General features: G+C 73.3%; 18 protein-coding genes. 14 read left to right on the top strand and 4 right to left on the bottom strand.

All coding sequences use genetic code 11. The features are described 5' to 3' along the window. Positions 1-117: 117 nt before the first annotated feature. Positions 118-2,103 (top strand): threonine--tRNA ligase, encoded by a 1,986-nt coding sequence (gene thrS / locus ABFX46_RS34445; protein WP_346048113.1) that lies wholly within the window; start codon positions 118-120, stop codon positions 2,101-2,103. A gap of 127 nt (positions 2,104-2,230) precedes the next feature. Continuing rightward, positions 2,231-2,839: a hypothetical protein gene (locus ABFX46_RS34440; RefSeq protein WP_346048111.1), complete on the top strand. Its 609-nt coding sequence runs from the start codon at positions 2,231-2,233 to the stop codon at positions 2,837-2,839. Here ABFX46_RS34440 and ABFX46_RS34435 read toward each other — a convergent pair. Beyond that, positions 2,821-3,396 (bottom strand): Asp23/Gls24 family envelope stress response protein, encoded by a 576-nt coding sequence (locus ABFX46_RS34435; RefSeq protein ID WP_346048110.1) that lies wholly within the window; start codon positions 3,394-3,396, stop codon positions 2,821-2,823. The genes ABFX46_RS34440 and ABFX46_RS34435 overlap by 19 nt on opposite strands. 179 nt (positions 3,397-3,575) lie before the next feature. Here ABFX46_RS34435 and ABFX46_RS34430 point away from each other — a divergent pair, with 179 nt between their 5' ends. Together ABFX46_RS34430 and ABFX46_RS34425 are read left to right on the top strand one after the other, a co-directional pair. Then, on the top strand, positions 3,576-4,202 hold the full coding sequence (locus tag ABFX46_RS34430; protein WP_346048109.1) for an HIT family protein: 627 nt from the start codon (positions 3,576-3,578) through the stop codon (positions 4,200-4,202). Further along, the gene (locus ABFX46_RS34425) at positions 4,199-4,600 is read left to right on the top strand and encodes a thiol-disulfide oxidoreductase DCC family protein (RefSeq protein WP_346048108.1); all 402 of its coding nucleotides are present in this window, start codon (positions 4,199-4,201) and stop codon (positions 4,598-4,600) included. Before ABFX46_RS34430 ends, ABFX46_RS34425 begins: the two co-directional genes overlap by 4 nt. Before the next feature lie 7 nt (positions 4,601-4,607). On the opposite strand, the gene ABFX46_RS34420 is transcribed toward ABFX46_RS34425, so the two are convergent. The 3 genes from ABFX46_RS34420 to ABFX46_RS34410 all read right to left on the bottom strand — a co-directional run bounded on the left by ABFX46_RS34420 (position 4,608) and on the right by ABFX46_RS34410 (position 8,248). Continuing rightward, positions 4,608-5,555, bottom strand: coding sequence for a hypothetical protein (locus ABFX46_RS34420; RefSeq protein WP_346048107.1), 948 nt, complete (start codon positions 5,553-5,555; stop codon positions 4,608-4,610). Beyond that, positions 5,552-6,007, bottom strand: coding sequence for a hypothetical protein (locus tag ABFX46_RS34415; RefSeq protein ID WP_346048106.1), 456 nt, complete (start codon positions 6,005-6,007; stop codon positions 5,552-5,554). Before ABFX46_RS34415 ends, ABFX46_RS34420 begins: the two co-directional genes overlap by 4 nt. A gap of 72 nt (positions 6,008-6,079) precedes the next feature. Next, positions 6,080-8,248: an elongation factor G-like protein EF-G2 gene (locus tag ABFX46_RS34410; protein WP_346048105.1), complete on the bottom strand. Its 2,169-nt coding sequence runs from the start codon at positions 8,246-8,248 to the stop codon at positions 6,080-6,082. Between the two features lie 339 nt (positions 8,249-8,587). Here ABFX46_RS34410 and pgsA point away from each other — a divergent pair, with 339 nt between their 5' ends. The 10 genes from pgsA to ABFX46_RS34360 all read left to right on the top strand — a co-directional run bounded on the left by pgsA (position 8,588) and on the right by ABFX46_RS34360 (position 17,606). Next, positions 8,588-9,259: a phosphatidylinositol phosphate synthase gene (pgsA, locus tag ABFX46_RS34405; protein WP_346048104.1), complete on the top strand. Its 672-nt coding sequence runs from the start codon at positions 8,588-8,590 to the stop codon at positions 9,257-9,259. After that, positions 9,256-10,185, top strand: a complete 930-nt coding sequence (locus ABFX46_RS34400) for a phosphatidylinositol mannoside acyltransferase (protein ID WP_346048103.1) — start codon at positions 9,256-9,258, stop codon at positions 10,183-10,185. Before pgsA ends, ABFX46_RS34400 begins: the two co-directional genes overlap by 4 nt. Before the next feature lie 10 nt (positions 10,186-10,195). Then, positions 10,196-11,353 (top strand): glycosyltransferase family 4 protein, encoded by a 1,158-nt coding sequence (locus ABFX46_RS34395; protein ID WP_346048102.1) that lies wholly within the window; start codon positions 10,196-10,198, stop codon positions 11,351-11,353. A gap of 11 nt (positions 11,354-11,364) precedes the next feature. Continuing rightward, positions 11,365-11,907: a LemA family protein gene (locus tag ABFX46_RS34390; protein WP_346048101.1), complete on the top strand. Its 543-nt coding sequence runs from the start codon at positions 11,365-11,367 to the stop codon at positions 11,905-11,907. A 126-nt stretch (positions 11,908-12,033) separates the two neighbouring features. Then, a complete protein-coding gene (locus ABFX46_RS34385) occupies positions 12,034-13,071 on the top strand; it encodes a DUF3048 domain-containing protein (protein WP_346048099.1) in 1,038 nt (345 codons plus the stop codon). Between the two features lie 145 nt (positions 13,072-13,216). After that, the gene (pdxS, locus tag ABFX46_RS34380) at positions 13,217-14,140 is read left to right on the top strand and encodes a pyridoxal 5'-phosphate synthase lyase subunit PdxS (protein ID WP_346048098.1); all 924 of its coding nucleotides are present in this window, start codon (positions 13,217-13,219) and stop codon (positions 14,138-14,140) included. A 95-nt stretch (positions 14,141-14,235) separates the two neighbouring features. Further along, entirely contained in the window at positions 14,236-14,850 is a 615-nt protein-coding gene (locus ABFX46_RS34375; protein WP_346048097.1) for a DUF6928 family protein, read from the top strand. A 141-nt stretch (positions 14,851-14,991) separates the two neighbouring features. Then, positions 14,992-15,609, top strand: coding sequence for a pyridoxal 5'-phosphate synthase glutaminase subunit PdxT (pdxT, locus tag ABFX46_RS34370; protein WP_346048096.1), 618 nt, complete (start codon positions 14,992-14,994; stop codon positions 15,607-15,609). A 3-nt stretch (positions 15,610-15,612) separates the two neighbouring features. Continuing rightward, positions 15,613-16,368 (top strand): YebC/PmpR family DNA-binding transcriptional regulator, encoded by a 756-nt coding sequence (locus ABFX46_RS34365; protein WP_131940849.1) that lies wholly within the window; start codon positions 15,613-15,615, stop codon positions 16,366-16,368. Positions 16,369-16,448: 80 nt separating this feature from the next. Beyond that, positions 16,449-17,606 (top strand): GNAT family N-acetyltransferase, encoded by a 1,158-nt coding sequence (locus ABFX46_RS34360; protein WP_346048095.1) that lies wholly within the window; start codon positions 16,449-16,451, stop codon positions 17,604-17,606. The last annotated feature ends 43 nt before the right edge of the window (positions 17,607-17,649 follow it).

Below are 17,649 nucleotides of genomic sequence, written 5' to 3'. Positions count from 1 at the left end.
CCGGGGGCCCTCCACGAGGAGAGGAGCACCACGATGGAGCCGGATGCGTCCGGGGGAGAGCCCGAGTCGATAGCATCGGAAACCGCTGATCCCAGACCACCATCGCGAGGAGTACCCGTGTCCACCGTGCCCGAACTGCGCATCAGACTCGACGGCGGCGAGCGGGCGGTACCGGCGGGCACCACCGCGGGCGAGGCGCTGGACGCCGACGGCCGCACCGTGATCGCCGCGCGCGTCAACGGCGAGCTGCGCGACCTCGCCGGCGAGCTGCACGACGGCGACGCCGTCGAGCCCGTCGAGATCGGGTCCGACGACGGCCGCGCGATCATGCGGCACTCCGCCGCGCACGTGATGGCGCAGGCCGTCCAGGAGCTGTTCCCCGAGGCCAGGCTGGGCATCGGCCCGCCGGTCGAGAACGGCTTCTACTACGACTTCGACGTCGCCGAGCCGTTCACCCCCGACGACCTGAAGCGCATCGAGAAGCGGATGCGCGAGATCGTCAAGCAGGGCCAGCGGTTCTCCCGGCGCCCCGTCTCCGACGACGACGCGCGCGCCGAGCTGGCCGCCGAGCCCTACAAGCTGGAGCTGATCGGGCTGAAGGGCTCCGGCCCCGTCGAGGACGCCGCCGACGGCGCGAACGTCGAGGTGGGCGGTGCCGAGCTGACCATCTACGACAACCTGGACGCCAAGTCGGGCGAGCTGCGCTGGAAGGACCTGTGCCGCGGCCCGCACCTGCCGTCCACCCGCGTGATCCCCGCGTTCAAGCTGATGCGCTCCGGCGGCGCCTACTGGCGGGGCAGCGAGAAGAACCCGCAGCTCCAGCGGATCTACGGCACCGCGTGGGAGTCCCGCGACAAGCAGGACGAGTACCTGAGGTTCCTGGAGGAGGCCGAGAAGCGCGACCACCGCCGCCTCGGCGCCGAACTCGACCTGTTCTCCTTCCCGCCCGAGCTCGGCAGCGGCCTGCCGGTCTTCCACCCCAAGGGCGGCATCATCCGCAAGGAGATGGAGGACTACATGCGCCGCCGGCAGCAGGAGGCCGGCTACGAGTTCGTCAACACCCCGCACATCACCAAGTCGTCGCTGTTCGAGATCTCCGGGCACCTGCCGTACTACGGCGAGGACATGTTCCCGCCCTTCGAGGTCGACGAGGTCGAGTACCGGGTCAAGCCGATGAACTGCCCGATGCACAACCTCATCTTCCGGGCGCGCGGCCGGTCCTACCGGGAGCTGCCGCTGCGGCTCTGCGAGTTCGGCTCGGTGTACCGGTACGAGAAGTCGGGCGTGGTGCACGGGCTCACCCGCGTGCGCGGCATGACCCAGGACGACTCGCACATCTACACCACCAAGGAGCAGATGGGCGACGAGATCAAGTCGCTGCTGAGCTTCGTGCTGAGCGTCCTGCGCGACTTCGGCCTCTCCGAGTTCTACCTGGAGCTGTCCACCCGCGACGACTCCGACAAGTTCATCGGCGACGAGGCCGACTGGGCGGAGGCCACCGAGGCGCTGCGCCAGGCGGCGCAGGAGTCCGGGCTCGAGCTCGTGGACGACCCGGGCGGCGCCGCGTTCTACGGCCCGAAGATCTCCGTCCAGGCCAAGGACGCGATCGGCCGGACCTGGCAGCTGTCCACCATCCAGCTCGACTTCAACCAGCCGAAGCGGTTCGGGCTGGAGTACCAGGCCGCCGACGGCACCCGGCAGACCCCGGCGATGATCCACCGCGCCCTGTTCGGGTCGGTCGAGCGCTTCCTCGGCGTGCTGGTCGAGCACTACGCGGGCGCGATGCCGCCGTGGCTGTCGCCGGTGCAGGCCGTCGGCATCCCGATCGGCGACGCGCACGTCCCGCACCTGGAGAAGGTCGCGGCGCGGCTGCGCGAGCGCGGGATCCGCGTCGAGGTCGACACCTCCTCCGACCGGATGCAGAAGAAGATCCGCAACGCGCAGAAGCAGAAGATCCCCTACATGCTGCTGGCGGGCGACGACGACGTGGCCAAGGACGCCGTGTCGTTCCGGTACCGCAGCGGCGAGCAGAAGAACGCCGTCCCGATCGACGAGGCGGTCGACGAGATCGTCAAGGCCGTCGAGGCGCGCGTCCAGATCTGAGCCGCCGGGTCCGGGCGGGCCGGGTCCGAGCGGGCCGGTTCCGGGCGGGCCGGGTCCGAGCGGGCGGTGCCCGCCGCGCGGAGTTGGTAGCCTCATCGATCACGTGCCACGACGGGGAGTCAGCGGAATGAAGTCGAGGAGGCCCGCGCGGCGGGGCCGGCGGGCGCGGCTGTGGGGCCGGATCGCCGGCTACACGGGCACGCTGCTGCTCGTCGCCGCCGCCGTCATCGTGCTCCTCATGCCGCTGATGGACGACGGGAAGAAGGGCACCGCCGGGGCCCAGGGGCCGGCGGGCCCCTCCGCGTCCGCCCCGCCCGGGCAGCCCGGCGCCCCCGGCGCGTCCGGGCTCCCGGTGACGCCGACGAACCCGGTGCCGCAGCAGAACGGCGGCGGCCGGCCGTATCCGACCGCGGGGACCGGCGGGCAGGGCGGCGGGCCGCAGATCCCGCAGCCGGGCGGCGGCGACCCCCTCGACCAGTGCCCGGACGGGACGGCCTTCTACCGCGCCACCGCGACGGGTGTGGACGTCCTCGTCACCGTCTCCGCCAGCGGCCTGATCCGGGCGGAGCTGATCATGCGGAACGGCCCGCCGAAGTCGCAGCAGGCCAGCGCGAACGCGGGCCGGCCGCACACCTTCCACTTCACCGGCGTCGAGCCGGTCCAGGTCGGCCGCGTCAAGATCACCACGGTGTCGGTCGGCGGCGGCATGCAGAGCTGCTACGCGCGCACCGTCTGATCCGCGCCGGCGCGCGGCCGGGGCGGCGCCGCCGGCATCCGGACGTCCGCGACCGACACGTTGACCGCGGCGACCCGCGTGCCGAGCATCAGCCCGATCACCCGCGCCACGTTCGCCTGCACGGCCTGCGCCACGTCCTTGATCACGCAGGCGTACTCGACCGCGATGGCGAGGTCGACCGTGGCCTCGTCGTCGTCCGCGGCCACCCGCGTCCCCGCCGGGGCCGGCCCGGCGACCCCGGCCACCTCCAGCGCCGCCAGCGCGGCGATCTTCTCCAGCACCGCGTCGTCGACGGTGATGCGGCCCTCCACCGCCACGGTGACGTCGCCGGGGGAGCCGTGCATCGTCATCGGCACCGCGGTCGCCTGGGACGCCCCGCCCGCCGCTGCCCCGCCCGCCGGCGGCGTCCCCGCCGATGGGGCGGGCGGCGCGGGCAGGGGAGTGCCGCGCGGCGGTGTCGATCCCGGACGTCCCCGCATCCCGGGGAAGTAGGGCGCGGAACCGGGATCCGGTCTCGGCTCGACGCCTTCGGTCTGCCGCCTGTCGGGCCCGGTCATGATCGCTCCCAAGGTTCGGTTCGGATGACCATGGTGTCGGAGTCGCCCCGGAAAAGTCACGCGGGCCCCGGCCTCCGGACACGGCCGCGGCGGCGGCCGCGAGGGCATCCCGGCTACTGCCCCGGGCGCCTCCCTCTCTATGCTGCTGGTCAGGCCGTGAACAAAAGGAGACCACCGTCTTGACCGCAGAGCCGGAGGAGTCCGTGGCGCAGCAGGGGCGCGGCGACGCGCCCGGGGCGGGCGCCGAGAGCGAGGGCGCGCCCCGCCTCGAGGAGGAGGGAGGCGGCGCGGGCACGCCCGACCACTTCCAGCGGCTCTGGACACCGCACCGGATGGCCTACATCAAAGGGGAGGGGCGTCCGACGGGCGCCGGGTCGGGCGACGGCTGCCCGTTCTGCGACATCCCGAAGATGGCCGACGAGGACGGCCTCGTCGTGGCCCGCGGCGAGTCGGTGTTCGCGGTGCTGAACCTCTACCCCTACAACTCGGGGCATCTGATGGTCGTCCCGTACCGGCACGTCGCCGACTACACCGAGCTGGAGGAGCCGGAGTACGTCGAACTGGCCGTGTTCACCCGCCGCGCCCTCACCGCGCTGCGCAAGTGCAGCGGGGCGCAGGGCTTCAACGTCGGCATGAACCTCGGCCTCGTCGCGGGCGCCGGCATCGCGGCCCACCTGCACCAGCACGTCGTGCCGCGCTGGGGCGGCGACACCAACTTCATGCCGGTCGTCGGGCACACCCGCGTGCTGCCCCAGCTGCTGCGCGACACCCGGCAGATGCTCGCCGACGCCTGGCCGGTCTCATGAGCGCCCCCGAGAGGCCGGTGCTGGTCTACGACGGCGACTGCGGGTTCTGCACGTCGTCGGTGCGGTTCCTGGAGCGGCACGTGCCCGTCCGGGCGACGGTCATCGCGTTCCAGTTCGCCGACCTGGACGCGCTCGGCACCACCGCGGAGCGGGCGCGGCACGAGGTGCTGTGGGTCGACCGCGCCGGACGGGTCAGCGGCGGCGCCGATGCCATCGGGCGGATGCTGACGGCCGCCGGCGGCATCTGGCGGGTGCCCGGCGTCGTCATGCGGGTCCCGCCGGTGAGCTGGGTCGCGCACGCCGTGTACCGGCTCGTCGCGAACAACCGGCAGCGGATGCCGGGCGGGACGGCGGCGTGCATGCTGCCTCCCGACCGGCGCCCCGGCGCGCAGGCCTGACCCACGATCAGGCGGCGGGCTCCACCGGAGCCGCCTGAACCGCCGCCGGCGTTCCGCCGCGCAGCCGCTCGGGCAGCAGCGGCGTCAGCCGCTCCAGCGGCAGGAAAGCCGCGAGCCAGATGGCGTGCGGCAGGAAGTGGATCGTCATCAGCGCGTAGGTGACGGCGTGGAACCCGGCGAAGAACAGCACCAGCGCGTACAGCGGCCGCCCGCGCAGGAACAGCATCACCGGGGACAGCGCCTCGGCGAGGAACATGATCCACTGGCTGGCCTTCAGCATCACCGGGTAGTCGATGAGGCTGCGGCCGAGCGGCGTCCCCCGCCGGCTCAGCGCCCACTGGACGGTCGAGCCGTTCGGCCACGCCGGGAACCCGCCGATCCGCACCTTCGCCCACGCCGACAGGAAGTACGCCGCGACCACGCCGAGCTGGACGCACCGCACCGACCACGCCGACGCCTCGCAGCGCCGCGTGTCGCCGATGCCGGCGCGCCCGACGCTCGGCAGCACGAACAGCGCCACGACGAGGGCGAGGTGGTCGTGGTCGACCTTGCCGTACGACATGCTGATCGTGACCCACCACAGGTATCCGCACGCGGCGAGGTAGCCGCTCGCGCGGGGCAGCACCCGGCCGGTCATGGCGACGAACCCGGCCGCGACCGTCACCGTCAGCAGCGTGTACATCGCCCACGGCGTGGGCGCGGGCAGGTGCAGGAGCCGGCCGAGCAGCACCGGCTGGTACAGGTCGGCGGGCAGCCGCGCGTGCGCCAGCGTGCTGCCGGTCAGCACCAGCATGTCGAACGGCAGGAACACGTAGCCGATGATCCGCAGCCAGGCGATCCGGGCGCGCGGCACGGGCCCGAACCACCAGCGGCCCCACGCGGTGCGGGCCGGCTCGGGCGCGTCCCCGGCGGGCCGGACGGGACGGGGCGCCTCCGGCGTCGCGGCGGCGGTCATTTCACGTCCCAGACGACGCGGTTCTGCCGCATGACCGACACGACCTTGCCGCCCTTCAACGTCTTGATCTCCTGCACGACGTAGATCCTGGTGAGCCTCGGCCGGTCCGGGTGCAGCCTGCGCTGCCCGTCGGCGATCCCCTGCAGCAGCGACGGGTTCCGGCGGATCCGCGGCATCTGCCCCTCGATCTCGGCGCGCTTCATGCCCGTCCCGACGGCGTCGAAGGACAGCGCCACGTGCGTGCCGGCGGCGGTGTCGGCCTCCAGCCAGTACGAGCTGATCGTCCCGCCGTCGTCCTTCACCGAGAAGGCGAACTGCGTCATCGGCCCGAGCGGGAAGTCGTCGTTGCTCCCGTACGCGCTGGTATAGAAGAGGGCGCCGACGACGGCGGCGCCCGCGAGTGACCGCCAGAGCCGCGCGCGCGGCCCCAGCCGGAGGGCAGGAGGATGCACCCGGCAAGCCTAGAGCCCCGCCCGGCGGACGCGGGCGGGGCTCGGGGCGGACGCGGCCCGAGCCGCGGAGTACTAGGCGTCGCGCGACTCGGCGGCGACCTTGTCGGCCAGATGGGTCGGGAGCGGCTCGTAGCGCAGGAAGGTGCGGCTGAACGTGCCGGTGCCCTGCGACATCGACCGCAGGTCGATCGCGTACCGGACGATCTCCAGCTGCGGCACCTCGGCCTTGATCATGGTGCGGCCGCCGGGCACCGCCTGGGAGCCCAGCACCCGGCCGCGCCGCGAGGTGAGGTCGGACATGATCGGGCCCACGTACTCGTCGGCGATCAGCACGTCCACCTCGTCGACGGGTTCCAGCAGCAGGATCGGCACCTGGCTCGCCGCGTCCTTCAGCGCGAGCGCCCCGGCCGCCTGGAACGCCATGTCGGAGGAGTCGACCGAGTGCGCCTTCCCGTCGTGGAGGGTGACCTTGATGTCGACCAGCGGGTACCCGGCGGACACGCCGCGCGCCATCTGCTGCCGGACGCCCTTCTCGACCGAGGGGATGAACTGCCGCGGCACGACCCCGCCGACGATCTTGTCGACGAACTCGAAGCCCTCGCCGGACGGCAGCGGCTCCACGTCGACGTGGCAGATGCCGTACTGGCCGTGCCCGCCGCTCTGCTTGACGTGCCGCCCGAGGCCCTTGGCCGTCCCGCCGAACGTCTCCCGCAGCGGGACGCGCAGGTCGACCCGGTCGACCTCGACGCCGTACCGGGCCCGGAGCCGGTCGATCAGCACGTCGGCGTGGGCCTCGCCCATGCACCACAGCACCAGCTGCCGCGTCTCGGCGTTGTTCTCCAGCCGGAGCGTCGGGTCCTCGGCGACGAGCCGGGCGAGCGCCTGGCTGAGCTTGTCGTCGTCGGCCTTGGACCTCGCCCGGATCGCGACCGGCAGCAGCGGGTCGGGCATCGACCAGGGCGCCATCACCATCGGCGACCCCGGATCCGACAGCGTGTCGCCGGTCTCGGCGCGGCCGAGCTTCGCCACCGCGCAGATGTCGCCCGCGCCGCAGGACGCCGCCGTCCGCTGCGTCTTGCCCAGCGGGGAGGTCAGCGCGCCGACCCGCTCGTCGACGTCGTGGTCCTCGTGCCCGCGGTCGGCCATGCCGTGCCCGGACACGTGCACCGTGGTGTCGGGGCGCAGCGTCCCGGAGAACACCCGGACCAGCGAGATCCGCCCCACGTAGGGGTCGGACGTGGTCTTGACGACCTCGGCGACCAGCGGGCCCGCCGGGTCGCAGGCGAGGTCCTTCGGCGGCCCGCCGCTCACCGCCGTCACCGGCGGGATCCCGTGCTCCAGCGGCGAGGGGAACGCCTGCGTGACGACCTCCAGCAGCTCCAGCATGCCGACGACCGGCCCGGGGTGGTCGCCGTGCGGGACCGACGTCGCGAGGACGGGGTAGAAGCTGCCGCGCGCGACCGCGGTCTCCAGGTCCTCGATGAGCGCCTTGACGTCGATGTCCTCACCGGACAGGTACCTGTCCATGAGGGTCTCGTCCTCGCTCTCCTGGATGATCCCCTCGATCAGCGACGCGCGCTGCTCGGCGATCTGCTCCAGGTACCCGGGGTCGGGCTCGCACTCGGTGCGCCGCCCGGTGGAGTAGTCCAGGCAGCGCTGCGACAGCAGCCCGATCAGGCCCTTCAGCCCGCCGTCCCCGTCCGCGGCGGGGAAGTACAGCGGCGCGACGCCCTCGCCGAACACGTCCTGGCAGGCCATGACGACGTCGTCGAAGTCGCCGCGCTGCTGGTCGATCTTGGTGATGACGACCGCGCGGGGCATCTGCACCGCCGCGCACTCCTCCCACAGCATCCGGGTGAGGCCGTCGATGCCGTCCACCGCGGAGATCACGAACAGCGCCGCGTCGGCGGCGCGCAGCCCGGCCCGCAGGTCGCCGACGAAGTCGGCGTAGCCGGGTGTGTCGATGAGATTGACCTTGACGTCCCCGTGCATGAGCGGGGCGAGCGCGAGGTTCACCGAGCGCTGCTGGCGCACCTCGACCTCGTCGAAGTCGCTGACCGTGGTCCCGTCCTCGACCTTGCCGGCCCGCTGCACGGTGCCGGTCGCCGCGAGCAGCGCCTCGACGAGCGTGGTCTTGCCCGCCCCCGAGTGGCCGACCAGCGCGACATTGCGCACCTTGTCGCACCCGCCGGCCTCCGGTGCCCTGCCGGGGGCTCCCGGGTGGCCTCCCTTGTCCGCCATGACTACCTCCTCGGACGGGTCTCCGCGCGGAGGCCCGCGTGCGGCTTGGGCCCGGCCCCGCGGGCCCGGCCCCGACGTCCGAGTGCGGCGTCCGACCTCGTCCAATCGCGCGTGACCGACGTCACACCCGTAGCACCACCCTTTCCCGTGACGGCCGGGACCACAAGGGGTGAACGGCGTTCTTCCGTGATCTGTCCGGGCCGGAGGCCGCCCAAACCCGGCGCCGACCACGTCCGCGCCGGGGCCGCACTACGATTGGGCGCGCCCGGTCGCCGGTGACGGGCGGCCCGCCCCGCCGGCCGCGGCCCCCCACCCGCAGAACACGGAGAACGGACGGCGATGCTCAACAAGATCAGGCCCGCGCTGGGGCGCGTCCTCACCCCGATCGGACGGGGCGTCGCGCGGACCGGGGTCTCGCCCAACGCCATCACCGTCATCGGCACGGTCGGCGTCGCCGCGGGCGCGCTCGTGCTGTTCCCGCGCGGGGAGTTCTTCTGGGGGACGATGGTCATCACGGCCTTCGTGCTGTTCGACATGCTGGACGGCGCGGTCGCCCGGGTCACCGGCAAGATCTCCAAGTTCGGTGCCTTCCTGGACTCCACCATGGACCGGGTCGCCGACGCCGCGATCTTCGCCGGGCTGATGATCGGGCTCTACCGGGACGGCCAGGAGCCCCTCGCCGGGGTCGCGCTGTACTGCCTCGTCTCCGGCGTCGTGGTGTCCTACGCCAAGGCCCGCGCGGAGGGGCTCGGCTACACCTGCAACGTGGGCATCGCCGAGCGCGCGGAGCGCCTCATCGTGGCGCTGGTCGCCGCCGGGTTCGACGGCCTCGGCGTCCCCTACATCCTGGCCGTCGCGCTGTGGGCGCTCGCCGCGCTCAGCACCGTCACGGTCGGGCAGCGGTTCGCCACCGTCTACGTCCAGGCCAAGGAGCCCCCGGCCGGGGGCCGGCCGGGGGCCGGCGCGGAGCGGGAGAACGGCGAGCAGCGGACGCCGGAGCCGCGGCCATGACCACGCCCCGCCGCGGACGCGACGCGCCGTCGCTCCGCGATGAGGTGACCGACGCCGTCTACGCCCTCGGCTGGACGGTCGTCCGCAAGATGCCCGAGAGCGCGGCGCGGCTCGTCTTCACCGCGCTCGCCGACCGCACCTGGCACCGGTACGGGTCCGGGGTGCGGCAGCTGGAGAAGAACCTGTGCCGCGTCCTCGGCAAGGACGCGGTCGACGACGAGGTCCGCGTCCTCAGCAAGAAGGTGCTGCGCTCCTACCTGCGGTACTGGCTGGAGGTCTTCCGGCTGCCCGAGTACGACAAGGCCCGGATCCTCGGCCGGATGCGCGTCACCGGCGAGAAGAAGATCTTCACCAACCTCGACTCCGGGCGCGGCGTCATCCTCGCCCTGCCCCACATGGGCAACTACGAGCACGCCGGGGCGTGGCTCGTGCACAGCGGCTACCCGTTCACCACCGTCGCCGAGCGGCTGGAGCCCGCGTCGCTGTTCGACCGGTTCGTCGAGTTCCGCGAGAGCCTCGGCATGGAGGTCCTCGCCCACAAGGGCGCCTCCGCGTTCGGGCGGATGGCGCAGCGGCTCCGCGCCGGGCGGGCGGTGTGCCTGGTCGTCGACCGCGACCTCACCGACAGCGGCATCGACGTCGAGTTCTTCGGCGCCACCGCCCGGATGCCCGCCGTCTCCGCCGCGCTCGCGCTCCAGACCGGCGCCGCCCTCATCCCCGTGACACTCTGGTATGAGGGCGAGTACTGGGCGGCGCGCGTCCACGAGGAGATCCCGGTCCCGGACGGGGGCGGCAGACAGGAGAAGATCCAGGCCATGACCCAGGAGCTCGCCCGCGCCTTCGAGGAGGGCATCGCCGCCCACCCCGAGGACTGGCACATGCTGCAGAGGGTCTGGGTGGACGACCTCCCGGACGCGCGGAGATGAGAGCCGGCCGATGAAGATCGGAATCGTCTGCCCGTACACGTGGGACGTCCCGGGCGGGGTGAAGCAGCACATCGCCGACCTCGCCGAGGCGCTGATCGGGCTCGGCCACGACGTGTCGGTGATCACGCCGGCGGACGACGTCGCCGAGCTGCCGCCCTACGCCGTGTCCGCCGGGCGCGCCGTCCCCGTCCCCTACAACGGCTCCGTGGCCCGGCTGGCGTTCGGGTTCCTGTCGGCCGGCCGGGTCCGCCGGTGGATCCGCGACGGCGGCTTCGACGTGCTGCACGTCCACGAGCCCGCCGCGCCCTCCCTCGGGCTGCTGGCCTGCTGGGCGGCGGACGGGCCCATCGTCGGCACCTTCCACGCCTCCTACGAGAAGTCCCGGGTGGTGTCGGTGACCGCGCCGATCCTGCAGAGCGCCCTGGAGAAGATCACCGGCCGGATCGCGGTGTCGGAGGCCGCCCGCACCACGCTCGTCGAGCACCTCGGCGGCGACGCCGTGCTGATCCCGAACGGCGTCGCGACCGAGCGGTACGCGATGGCCGAGCCGCTGCCGGGCTGGCGCGGCCGCGCCGAGGCCCCGCGCGGCGAGGGGGGCGCGCTCGGGTTCCTCGGCCGCATGGACGAGCCCCGCAAGGGCCTGCAGGTGCTGCTGCGCGCCTTCGAGATCCTCGGCCGCCGCAGGCCGGGGCTGCGGCTGCTGCTCGCCGGGCCCGGCGACGCCGACGACGTCATCGCCCGGGTCTCGCCCGAGCTGCGCGACCGCGTCGTCGTGCTCGGCCTGATCAGCGAGGAGGACAAGGTCCGCGCCTACCACTCGGTGGACGTGTTCGTCGCGCCGAACCTCGGCGGCGAGAGCTTCGGCATCGTGCTCGCCGAGGCCATGTCGGCCGGGGCCCCGATCCTCGCCAGCGACATCGAGGCGTTCGACCGGGTGCTGCTCGGCGGGCGGGCCGGGGCGCTGTTCCCGGCCGGCGACCACGAGGCGCTCGCGGCGGCGGCCGGCGAGCTGCTGGACGACCCCGCCCGGCGCAAGCAGCTGTCCGCGGAGGCCCGCGCCGCCGTCCGCGCCTACGACTGGTCGGCCGTCGCCCGCGACGTGCTGAGGGTGTACGAGACGGTCACCGACGACGGCGCCGGCGTCGTCGAGTCCGGCCTCGGGCTGTAGGAGGGCGCCGGATGTCCTACGACTGGATCATCGACGTCCTGTTCTGGATCGCCGTCGTCTTCCTCATCGGCGTGTACGTGTCGTGGCGCGCCACCCGGCTGGACCGGCTGCACGTCCGCGTGGAGACCGCCCGCGCCGCGCTGGACGCCGCGCTCGTCCGGCGGGCCGCCGCCGCGCTGGAGCTGGCCGCGTCCCGGCTGCTGGACCCGGCCACCAGCCTGGTGCTGGCGACCGCGGCGCACGAGGCGCGCACCGCCGACGCCGAGCGCCGCGAGTTCGCCGAGAGCGACCTGTCGCGGGCCCTGCGCGCGGTCGTCGACCAGCCCGAGTTCGTCGGCACCATCACCGCCCGCGGCGCGGGCGAGGGCGCCGAGGTCCTGGACGAGCTGTCCTCCGCCGCCGCGAAGGTCGCCTACGCCCGCAACTTCTACAACGACGCCGTCTCCCAGGCCCGGATCGCGCGCCGCAAGCTGCTCATCCGGGTGCTGCCGCTCGCCGGGCGCGCCCCGCTCCCGGACTTCTTCGAGATCGACGACGATCCCCCCGGGATCTGACCCCGCCCCGGGCCCGGCCGTGCGAGATTGATCACAGCGGGGGCCCGGGGCCGTACCGCTGGACGGGCGGGCGCACCAGGCCGCGTTCGCTACTCTCTGGCAGACCGTCCAAGGGAGGGGTACATCGTGCGATCCGCATGGGCCACCACCACCCGGGGCCGCGCGGCCGCGGGGCTCGGCGTCCTCGTCGTCGGTGCCGCCGCCCTGCCGGCCTGCTCGGACTCCGGCGGCCCGGCGACGGCGCCGCCGCCGCGCAGCACCGGCGCCCCGGCGCCGAGCGCGACGCCCGAGCCCGCCGTGCACCCGTTCAACGGCGGCACGAAGGGGCTGGACAACCCCGTCCTCGCCGTGAAGATCGAGAACACCCGGCCGGCGCTGCCGCAGAGCGGGGTGAAGGCCGCCGACATCGTCTACGTCGAGCAGGTCGAGGGCGGCGAGACCCGGCTGATGGCGGTGTACTCCTCCCGGCTGCCGAAGAAGGTCGGGCCCGTCCGCAGCGCCCGCATCTCCGACCTGCACATCCTGCCGCAGTTCGGCCGGCCCGCCTTCGCGTTCTCCGGCGTCCAGAGCAAGATGAAGAAGTACGTCCGCAAGGCGCCGGTCTACGACCTCTCGCAGGAGAAGGCCGGCGGCGCCTACTTCCGCTCCAGCGCCAAGCGCATCCCCTACAACCTGTACGCCGACCCCGGGGACCTGATCAAGCGGGCGCCGAAGGCGGCGAAGCCGCGCGACATCGGGTTCCGGTTCGGGGACGCCCCCGAGGGCGGGAAGCCGACGAAGTCGTTCACCGCCCGCTGGCCCGCCGCCACGATGGGCTTCACCTGGTCGGCCAAGGAGAAGCGGTGGCTCGCCAGCTGGGGCGGGCGCCCCGACCGGGCCGCCGAGGGCGGCCGCCTCGGCGGCAGGACCGTCGTCATCCAGTACGCCAAGACGACCCGCTCGAAGTTCCACGACTTCCTCGGCAGCTACACGCCGCTGATCCACACCACCGGCACCGGTCGGGCGCTGGTCCTGCGCGACGGCAAGTCCTACAAGGCCGAGTGGTCGCGGCCGTCCGAGGGCAAGGGGACGACCTTCACCACCCCCGACGGCGAGCCGATGACCTTCGCGCCCGGCCAGGTCTGGGTGCTGCTCGTCAACGACGGCAAGCCCTACACCCCCTGACCGCACCCCCTTGACCGCGACCGGGCGGGCGCCCGGCGATCACTTCGTAAGCGGCGGGCCGCGCACGTTGACACTCTGCCGGGTCGAACGGTCGCCCGAGCAGGCAATATCATGGAAAGTGACTTGTCGTCCGTCCACGTAAGGAATGCCCGTGTCCACTACCACTCCCGCCACTGACAACGTCGCGCCCGAGACCGGGACCGCCCGCGTCAAGCGCGGCATGGCGGAGATGCTCAAGGGCGGCGTGATCATGGACGTCGTCACGCCCGACCAGGCCAAGATCGCCGAAGACGCGGGTGCCGTCGCCGTCATGGCCCTGGAGCGGGTGCCCGCCGACATCCGCGCCGAGGGCGGCATCTCCCGGATGAGCGACCCCGACATGATCGACGGGATCATCAGCGCCGTCTCCATCCCCGTGATGGCGAAGGCCCGCATCGGCCACTTCGTCGAGGCCCAGGTGCTGCAGGCGCTCGGCGTCGACTACATCGACGAGTCCGAGGTGCTCACCCCGGCCGACTACGAGAACCACATCGACAAGTGGGCGTTCACCGTCCCGTTCGTGTGCGGCGCCACCAGCCTCGGCGAGGCGCTGCGCCGCATCACCGAGGGCGCGGCGATGATCCGCTCCAAGGGCGAGGCCGGCACCGGGGACGTGTCCAACGCGACCACGCACATGCGGCGGATCCGGCAGGAGATCCGCCGGCTCCAGTCGCTGCCCGAGGACGAGCTGTACGTCGCCGCGAAGGAGCTCCAGGCCCCCTACGAGCTGGTCAAGGAGGTCGCGCGGGCCGGCAAGCTGCCCGTCGTGCTGTTCACCGCCGGCGGCATCGCCACCCCCGCCGACGCCGCCATGATGATGCAGCTCGGCGCCGAGGGCGTCTTCGTCGGCTCCGGGATCTTCAAGTCCGGCAACCCCGCCGAGCGCGCCGAGGCCATCGTGAAGGCCACCACCTTCCACGACGACCCCGACGTGATCGCCAAGGTGTCCCGCGGGCTCGGCGAGGCCATGGTCGGCATCAGCGCCGCCTCCCTCGGCGAGGACCAGAAGTTCGCGGGCCGCGGCTGGTGAGGTGATCGGGGACCCGGGGGTCCACAGCGCGGCCTGACAGGGTTAACCTGGCGGCGTGGCCGGGTGGGCGGTGTCCGGCCGCGGGAGGGGAGAGCATGGCTTGGTCGGTCGCGCTGGCGTGCGCGAGCGCGGGTGAACCCACCGAGGTGTTCCGGCCGGGCCTGGTGCCCGACCCGGACGCCGCCGCGGCGATCGCGCGCCGCCTCTACCCGGCGGACTCCCTGACCGAGACCGGTGACACGGTCCTGGACTTCGCGCTCTGGCCCTACGAGGGCGAGCTGTTCGTCGGCGCGTTCGAGCGGGCGCTGCTGCTGTGCGACCGGCGGCTGTTCTGCCTCGACGACGACGCCCGCCGGGTCGCCGACACCGCCGCCGCCGCGCTGCCCGGGGCCCACTGCGGCGTCCTCGTCCTGCACAACGTGATCCGCGGCTGCTGGTTCCGCTGGTACGAGTCCGGCGAGCTGCGCCGCGAGGTGTTCGTCACCGCCGAGGACGGCGTCGTCGTCGACCAGGGCGACCGGCTGCCCGCCGAGCGGTCGTTCTGGCGCGCCATCGACGCGGGCGCGCCGGACGTCCCGCTCCCGTTCGACCCCGAGGAGTTCGGGCTCGCCCTCGCCGAGGCGCACATGTTCGGCCGCGGCATCGCCGACCGCGGCAAGGACGGCTTCCTGCCGCTGGAGCTCCCCCTGCGCCGCTTCAAGCACGACTGACCGGCGCCCGGAGCCGAGCGCCGGGGGAGCGCCCGGCCGGGGAAGATCGGCCAGGTCGCGGGGCGTTGTAACGAACGTCTAGGGTTGAGACCCGCCATGGGCGCGGCCGAGACCCGCCGCGCGACCCCGGAAGGCCCCCACGTGACGACTGTGCCGACGATCGGTGTCCTCGCTCTCCAGGGCGACGTGCGCGAGCACGTCCGCGCGCTGGAGGCGGCAGGGGCGCGCACCCTGACCGTGCGCCGCCCCGAGGAGCTGGAACGCGTCGACGGGCTCGTCCTGCCCGGCGGGGAGTCCACCACGATGTGGCGGCTGGCGCGCTCCTTCGAGCTCCTCGACCCGCTGCGCAAGCGGATCGAGGCGGGCATGCCCGCCTACGGCTCCTGCGCCGGCATGATCATGCTGGCGGACCGGATCAGGGACGGCGCGGCGGGCCAGGAGACCTGCGGCGGGATCGACATGACCGTGCGCCGCAACGCGTTCGGCCGGCAGGTCGACTCCTTCGAGGCGCGGGTCCCGCTGACCGGCATGGGAGACACGCCGTACCACGCCGTTTTCATCCGCGCACCCTGGGTGGAGTCCGTCGGCGCGGCCGTGGAGATCCTCGGGCGCGCCGAGAGCGGCCCGAACGCCGGTAGGATCGTCGCCGTTCGTCAGGGACGTCTCATGGCGACCTCGTTCCATCCGGAGTTGACAGGCGATTTCCGCGTGCACCACTACTTCGCCGATCTGGTGCGCCGGACGACAGAGGAGGAGTGACAGATGTCCGGCCATTCCAAGTGGGCGACGACCAAGCACAAGAAGGCGGCCCTCGACGCCAAGCGGGGCAAGCTCTTCGCGAAGCTGATCAAGAACATCGAGGTGGCGGCCCGCACCGGCGGCGGTGACCCCGATGCCAACCCCACCCTCTACGACGCCATCTACAAGGCGAAGAAGAACTCCGTCCCCAACGACAACATCGAGCGCGCCCGCAAGCGCGGCGCCGGCGAGGAGGCCGGGGGCGCCGACTGGCAGACCATCACCTACGAGGGCTACGCGCCCGGCGGCGTCGCGGTGCTCATCGAGTGCCTCACCGACAACCGCAACCGCGCCGCCTCGGAGGTCCGCGTCGCCCTCACCCGCAACGGCGGCTCCCTCGCCGACCCGGGCTCGGTGTCGTACATGTTCAACCGCAAGGGCGTCGTGATCGTCCCCAAGGCGAACACCAGCGAGGACGACGTGATGATGGCCGTCCTCGACGCCGGCGCCGAGGAGGTCAACGACCTCGACGACGAGAACTTCGAGGTCGTCAGCGAGGCCGGCGACCTGGTCGCCGTCCGCACCGCGCTGGTCGACGCCGGCATCGACTACGAGTCGGCCGAGAGCAAGTTCCTGCCGAGCGTCACCGTCCCCCTCGACGAGGACAACGCCAAGAAGGTCTTCCGCCTCCTGGACGCCCTGGAGGACTCCGACGACGTCCAGGACGTCTACGCCAACTTCGACGTGTCCGACGAGGTCATGGCCTCCATCGACGCCTGACGCCCGCCGCCTCCGAACGCCGCCGCCGCCCGCCCGGGCGCGGCGGCGTTCCGCGTCCCGGCATGGCATACGGTTCGATCATGGACATCCGCGCGCTGGCATCCGGGGAGACCGACGCCGTCCGCGACATCCGGGGCCGGGCGTTCGGCCCGGTCTCGGACGAGCTGTGGCGGCGCCGCCTCCCGGCGGTCAGGCCGTCCTTCGACACCGGGCGGCAGTTCGCGGGCTTCGAGGACGGCGCCGTCGTCGCCACGGGCGCGGTGCACGAGATGACGCAGTGGTGGCACGGGCGGGCCGTGTCGCTCGGGGGCGTCAGCGGGGTCGCGGTCGCGCCCGAGGAGCGGGGCCGGGGCCTCGGCCGCCGCATGGTCGCCGACCTGCTGGAGCGGTGTGCCGCGTTCGAGCACCCGCTGGCCATGCTCTATCCCGCGACCACGCCGCTCTACCGCTCGCTCGGCTGGGAGCACGCGGGCGCCCAGCACCACGTCGAGATCCCCACCGAGGCGCTGCGCACCGTCGCCGCCGAGCGGATCCCCGTCCGCAGGCCCGGCCCCGAGGACGCCGCCGAGGTCGCCGCCGTGATCGGCCGGGCGCACGCGTCCGCCCTCGACTGCGGCCCCGTCGGCTGGACGGAGGCGAGGTGGCGGGGCGCGCTCACCGGCGACGACTACGTCCACCTCGCCGGAGACGGCTTCCTCTCCTACCGCTGGGCCGACGGCAACGGCGCGATGGAGGTCACGCGGCTCGTCGCCTCCTCCGAGGCCACCCTGCGGGCGCTCTGGGCGATCGTCGGGTCCGGGTCCTCCACCGCGGAGACCGTGCGGGCCTGCGTGCCGCCCATGGACCCGGTGCTGTGGATGCTCGGCGAGCGCACGTACGAGACCGTCCACCGCAGCCAGTGGATGCTCCGCGTGGTGGACGCCCCCGCCGCGATCGCGGCGCGCGGCTACCCGGTCGGCGTCACCGCCGGCGTCCCGCTGCGGATCGACGACCCGCAGCGCCCGGCGAACACCGGCGACTGGCGGCTGGAGATCGGGGACGGCGAGGGGCGGCTGGAGCGCTCGGCGGCGCGCGCGGACGCCGTGCGCCTCGGCCCGCGCGGGCTCGCGGCGCTGTACGCGGGCGTCCCCGTCCCCACCCTGCGCCGCGCCGGCCTCATGGCGGGCGGGGACGGAGGGGACGCGGCCGGGCTCGCGGCGGCGTTCGCGGCCACGCCGTTCTCGCTCGACTTCTTCTGACCGGCGCCGCGGATTGGTAGCGTTGGCGGCCGAACAGATGATC

It is taken from the genome of Actinomadura chokoriensis, from assembly GCF_039529475.1.
Lineage (GTDB): Bacteria > Actinomycetota > Actinomycetes > Streptosporangiales > Streptosporangiaceae > Spirillospora > Spirillospora bangladeshensis.
The sequence above is the reverse complement of the archived record's forward strand: the minus strand, read 5'-3'. Positions and strand labels throughout refer to the sequence as shown.

Bases quoted from the DNA above. Each gene is read 5' to 3' on its own strand.
- ABFX46_RS34440 (WP_346048111.1), top strand. From the start codon at position 2,231: ATGAAGTCGAGGAGGCCCGCGCGGCGGGGCCGGCGGGCGCGGCTGTGG.
- ABFX46_RS34435 (WP_346048110.1), bottom strand. From the start codon at position 3,396: ATGACCGGGCCCGACAGGCGGCAGACCGAAGGCGTCGAGCCGAGACCG.
- ABFX46_RS34425 (WP_346048108.1), top strand. From the start codon at position 4,199: ATGAGCGCCCCCGAGAGGCCGGTGCTGGTCTACGACGGCGACTGCGGG.
- ABFX46_RS34420 (WP_346048107.1), bottom strand. From the start codon at position 5,555: ATGACCGCCGCCGCGACGCCGGAGGCGCCCCGTCCCGTCCGGCCCGCC.
- ABFX46_RS34410 (WP_346048105.1), bottom strand. From the start codon at position 8,248: ATGGCGGACAAGGGAGGCCACCCGGGAGCCCCCGGCAGGGCACCGGAG.
- pgsA (WP_346048104.1), top strand. From the start codon at position 8,588: ATGCTCAACAAGATCAGGCCCGCGCTGGGGCGCGTCCTCACCCCGATC.
- ABFX46_RS34400 (WP_346048103.1), top strand. From the start codon at position 9,256: ATGACCACGCCCCGCCGCGGACGCGACGCGCCGTCGCTCCGCGATGAG.
- ABFX46_RS34395 (WP_346048102.1), top strand. From the start codon at position 10,196: ATGAAGATCGGAATCGTCTGCCCGTACACGTGGGACGTCCCGGGCGGG.
- ABFX46_RS34390 (WP_346048101.1), top strand. From the start codon at position 11,365: ATGTCCTACGACTGGATCATCGACGTCCTGTTCTGGATCGCCGTCGTC.
- pdxS (WP_346048098.1), top strand. From the start codon at position 13,217: ATGCCCGTGTCCACTACCACTCCCGCCACTGACAACGTCGCGCCCGAG.
- ABFX46_RS34375 (WP_346048097.1), top strand. From the start codon at position 14,236: ATGGCTTGGTCGGTCGCGCTGGCGTGCGCGAGCGCGGGTGAACCCACC.
- ABFX46_RS34365 (WP_131940849.1), top strand. From the start codon at position 15,613: ATGTCCGGCCATTCCAAGTGGGCGACGACCAAGCACAAGAAGGCGGCC.
- ABFX46_RS34360 (WP_346048095.1), top strand. From the start codon at position 16,449: ATGGACATCCGCGCGCTGGCATCCGGGGAGACCGACGCCGTCCGCGAC.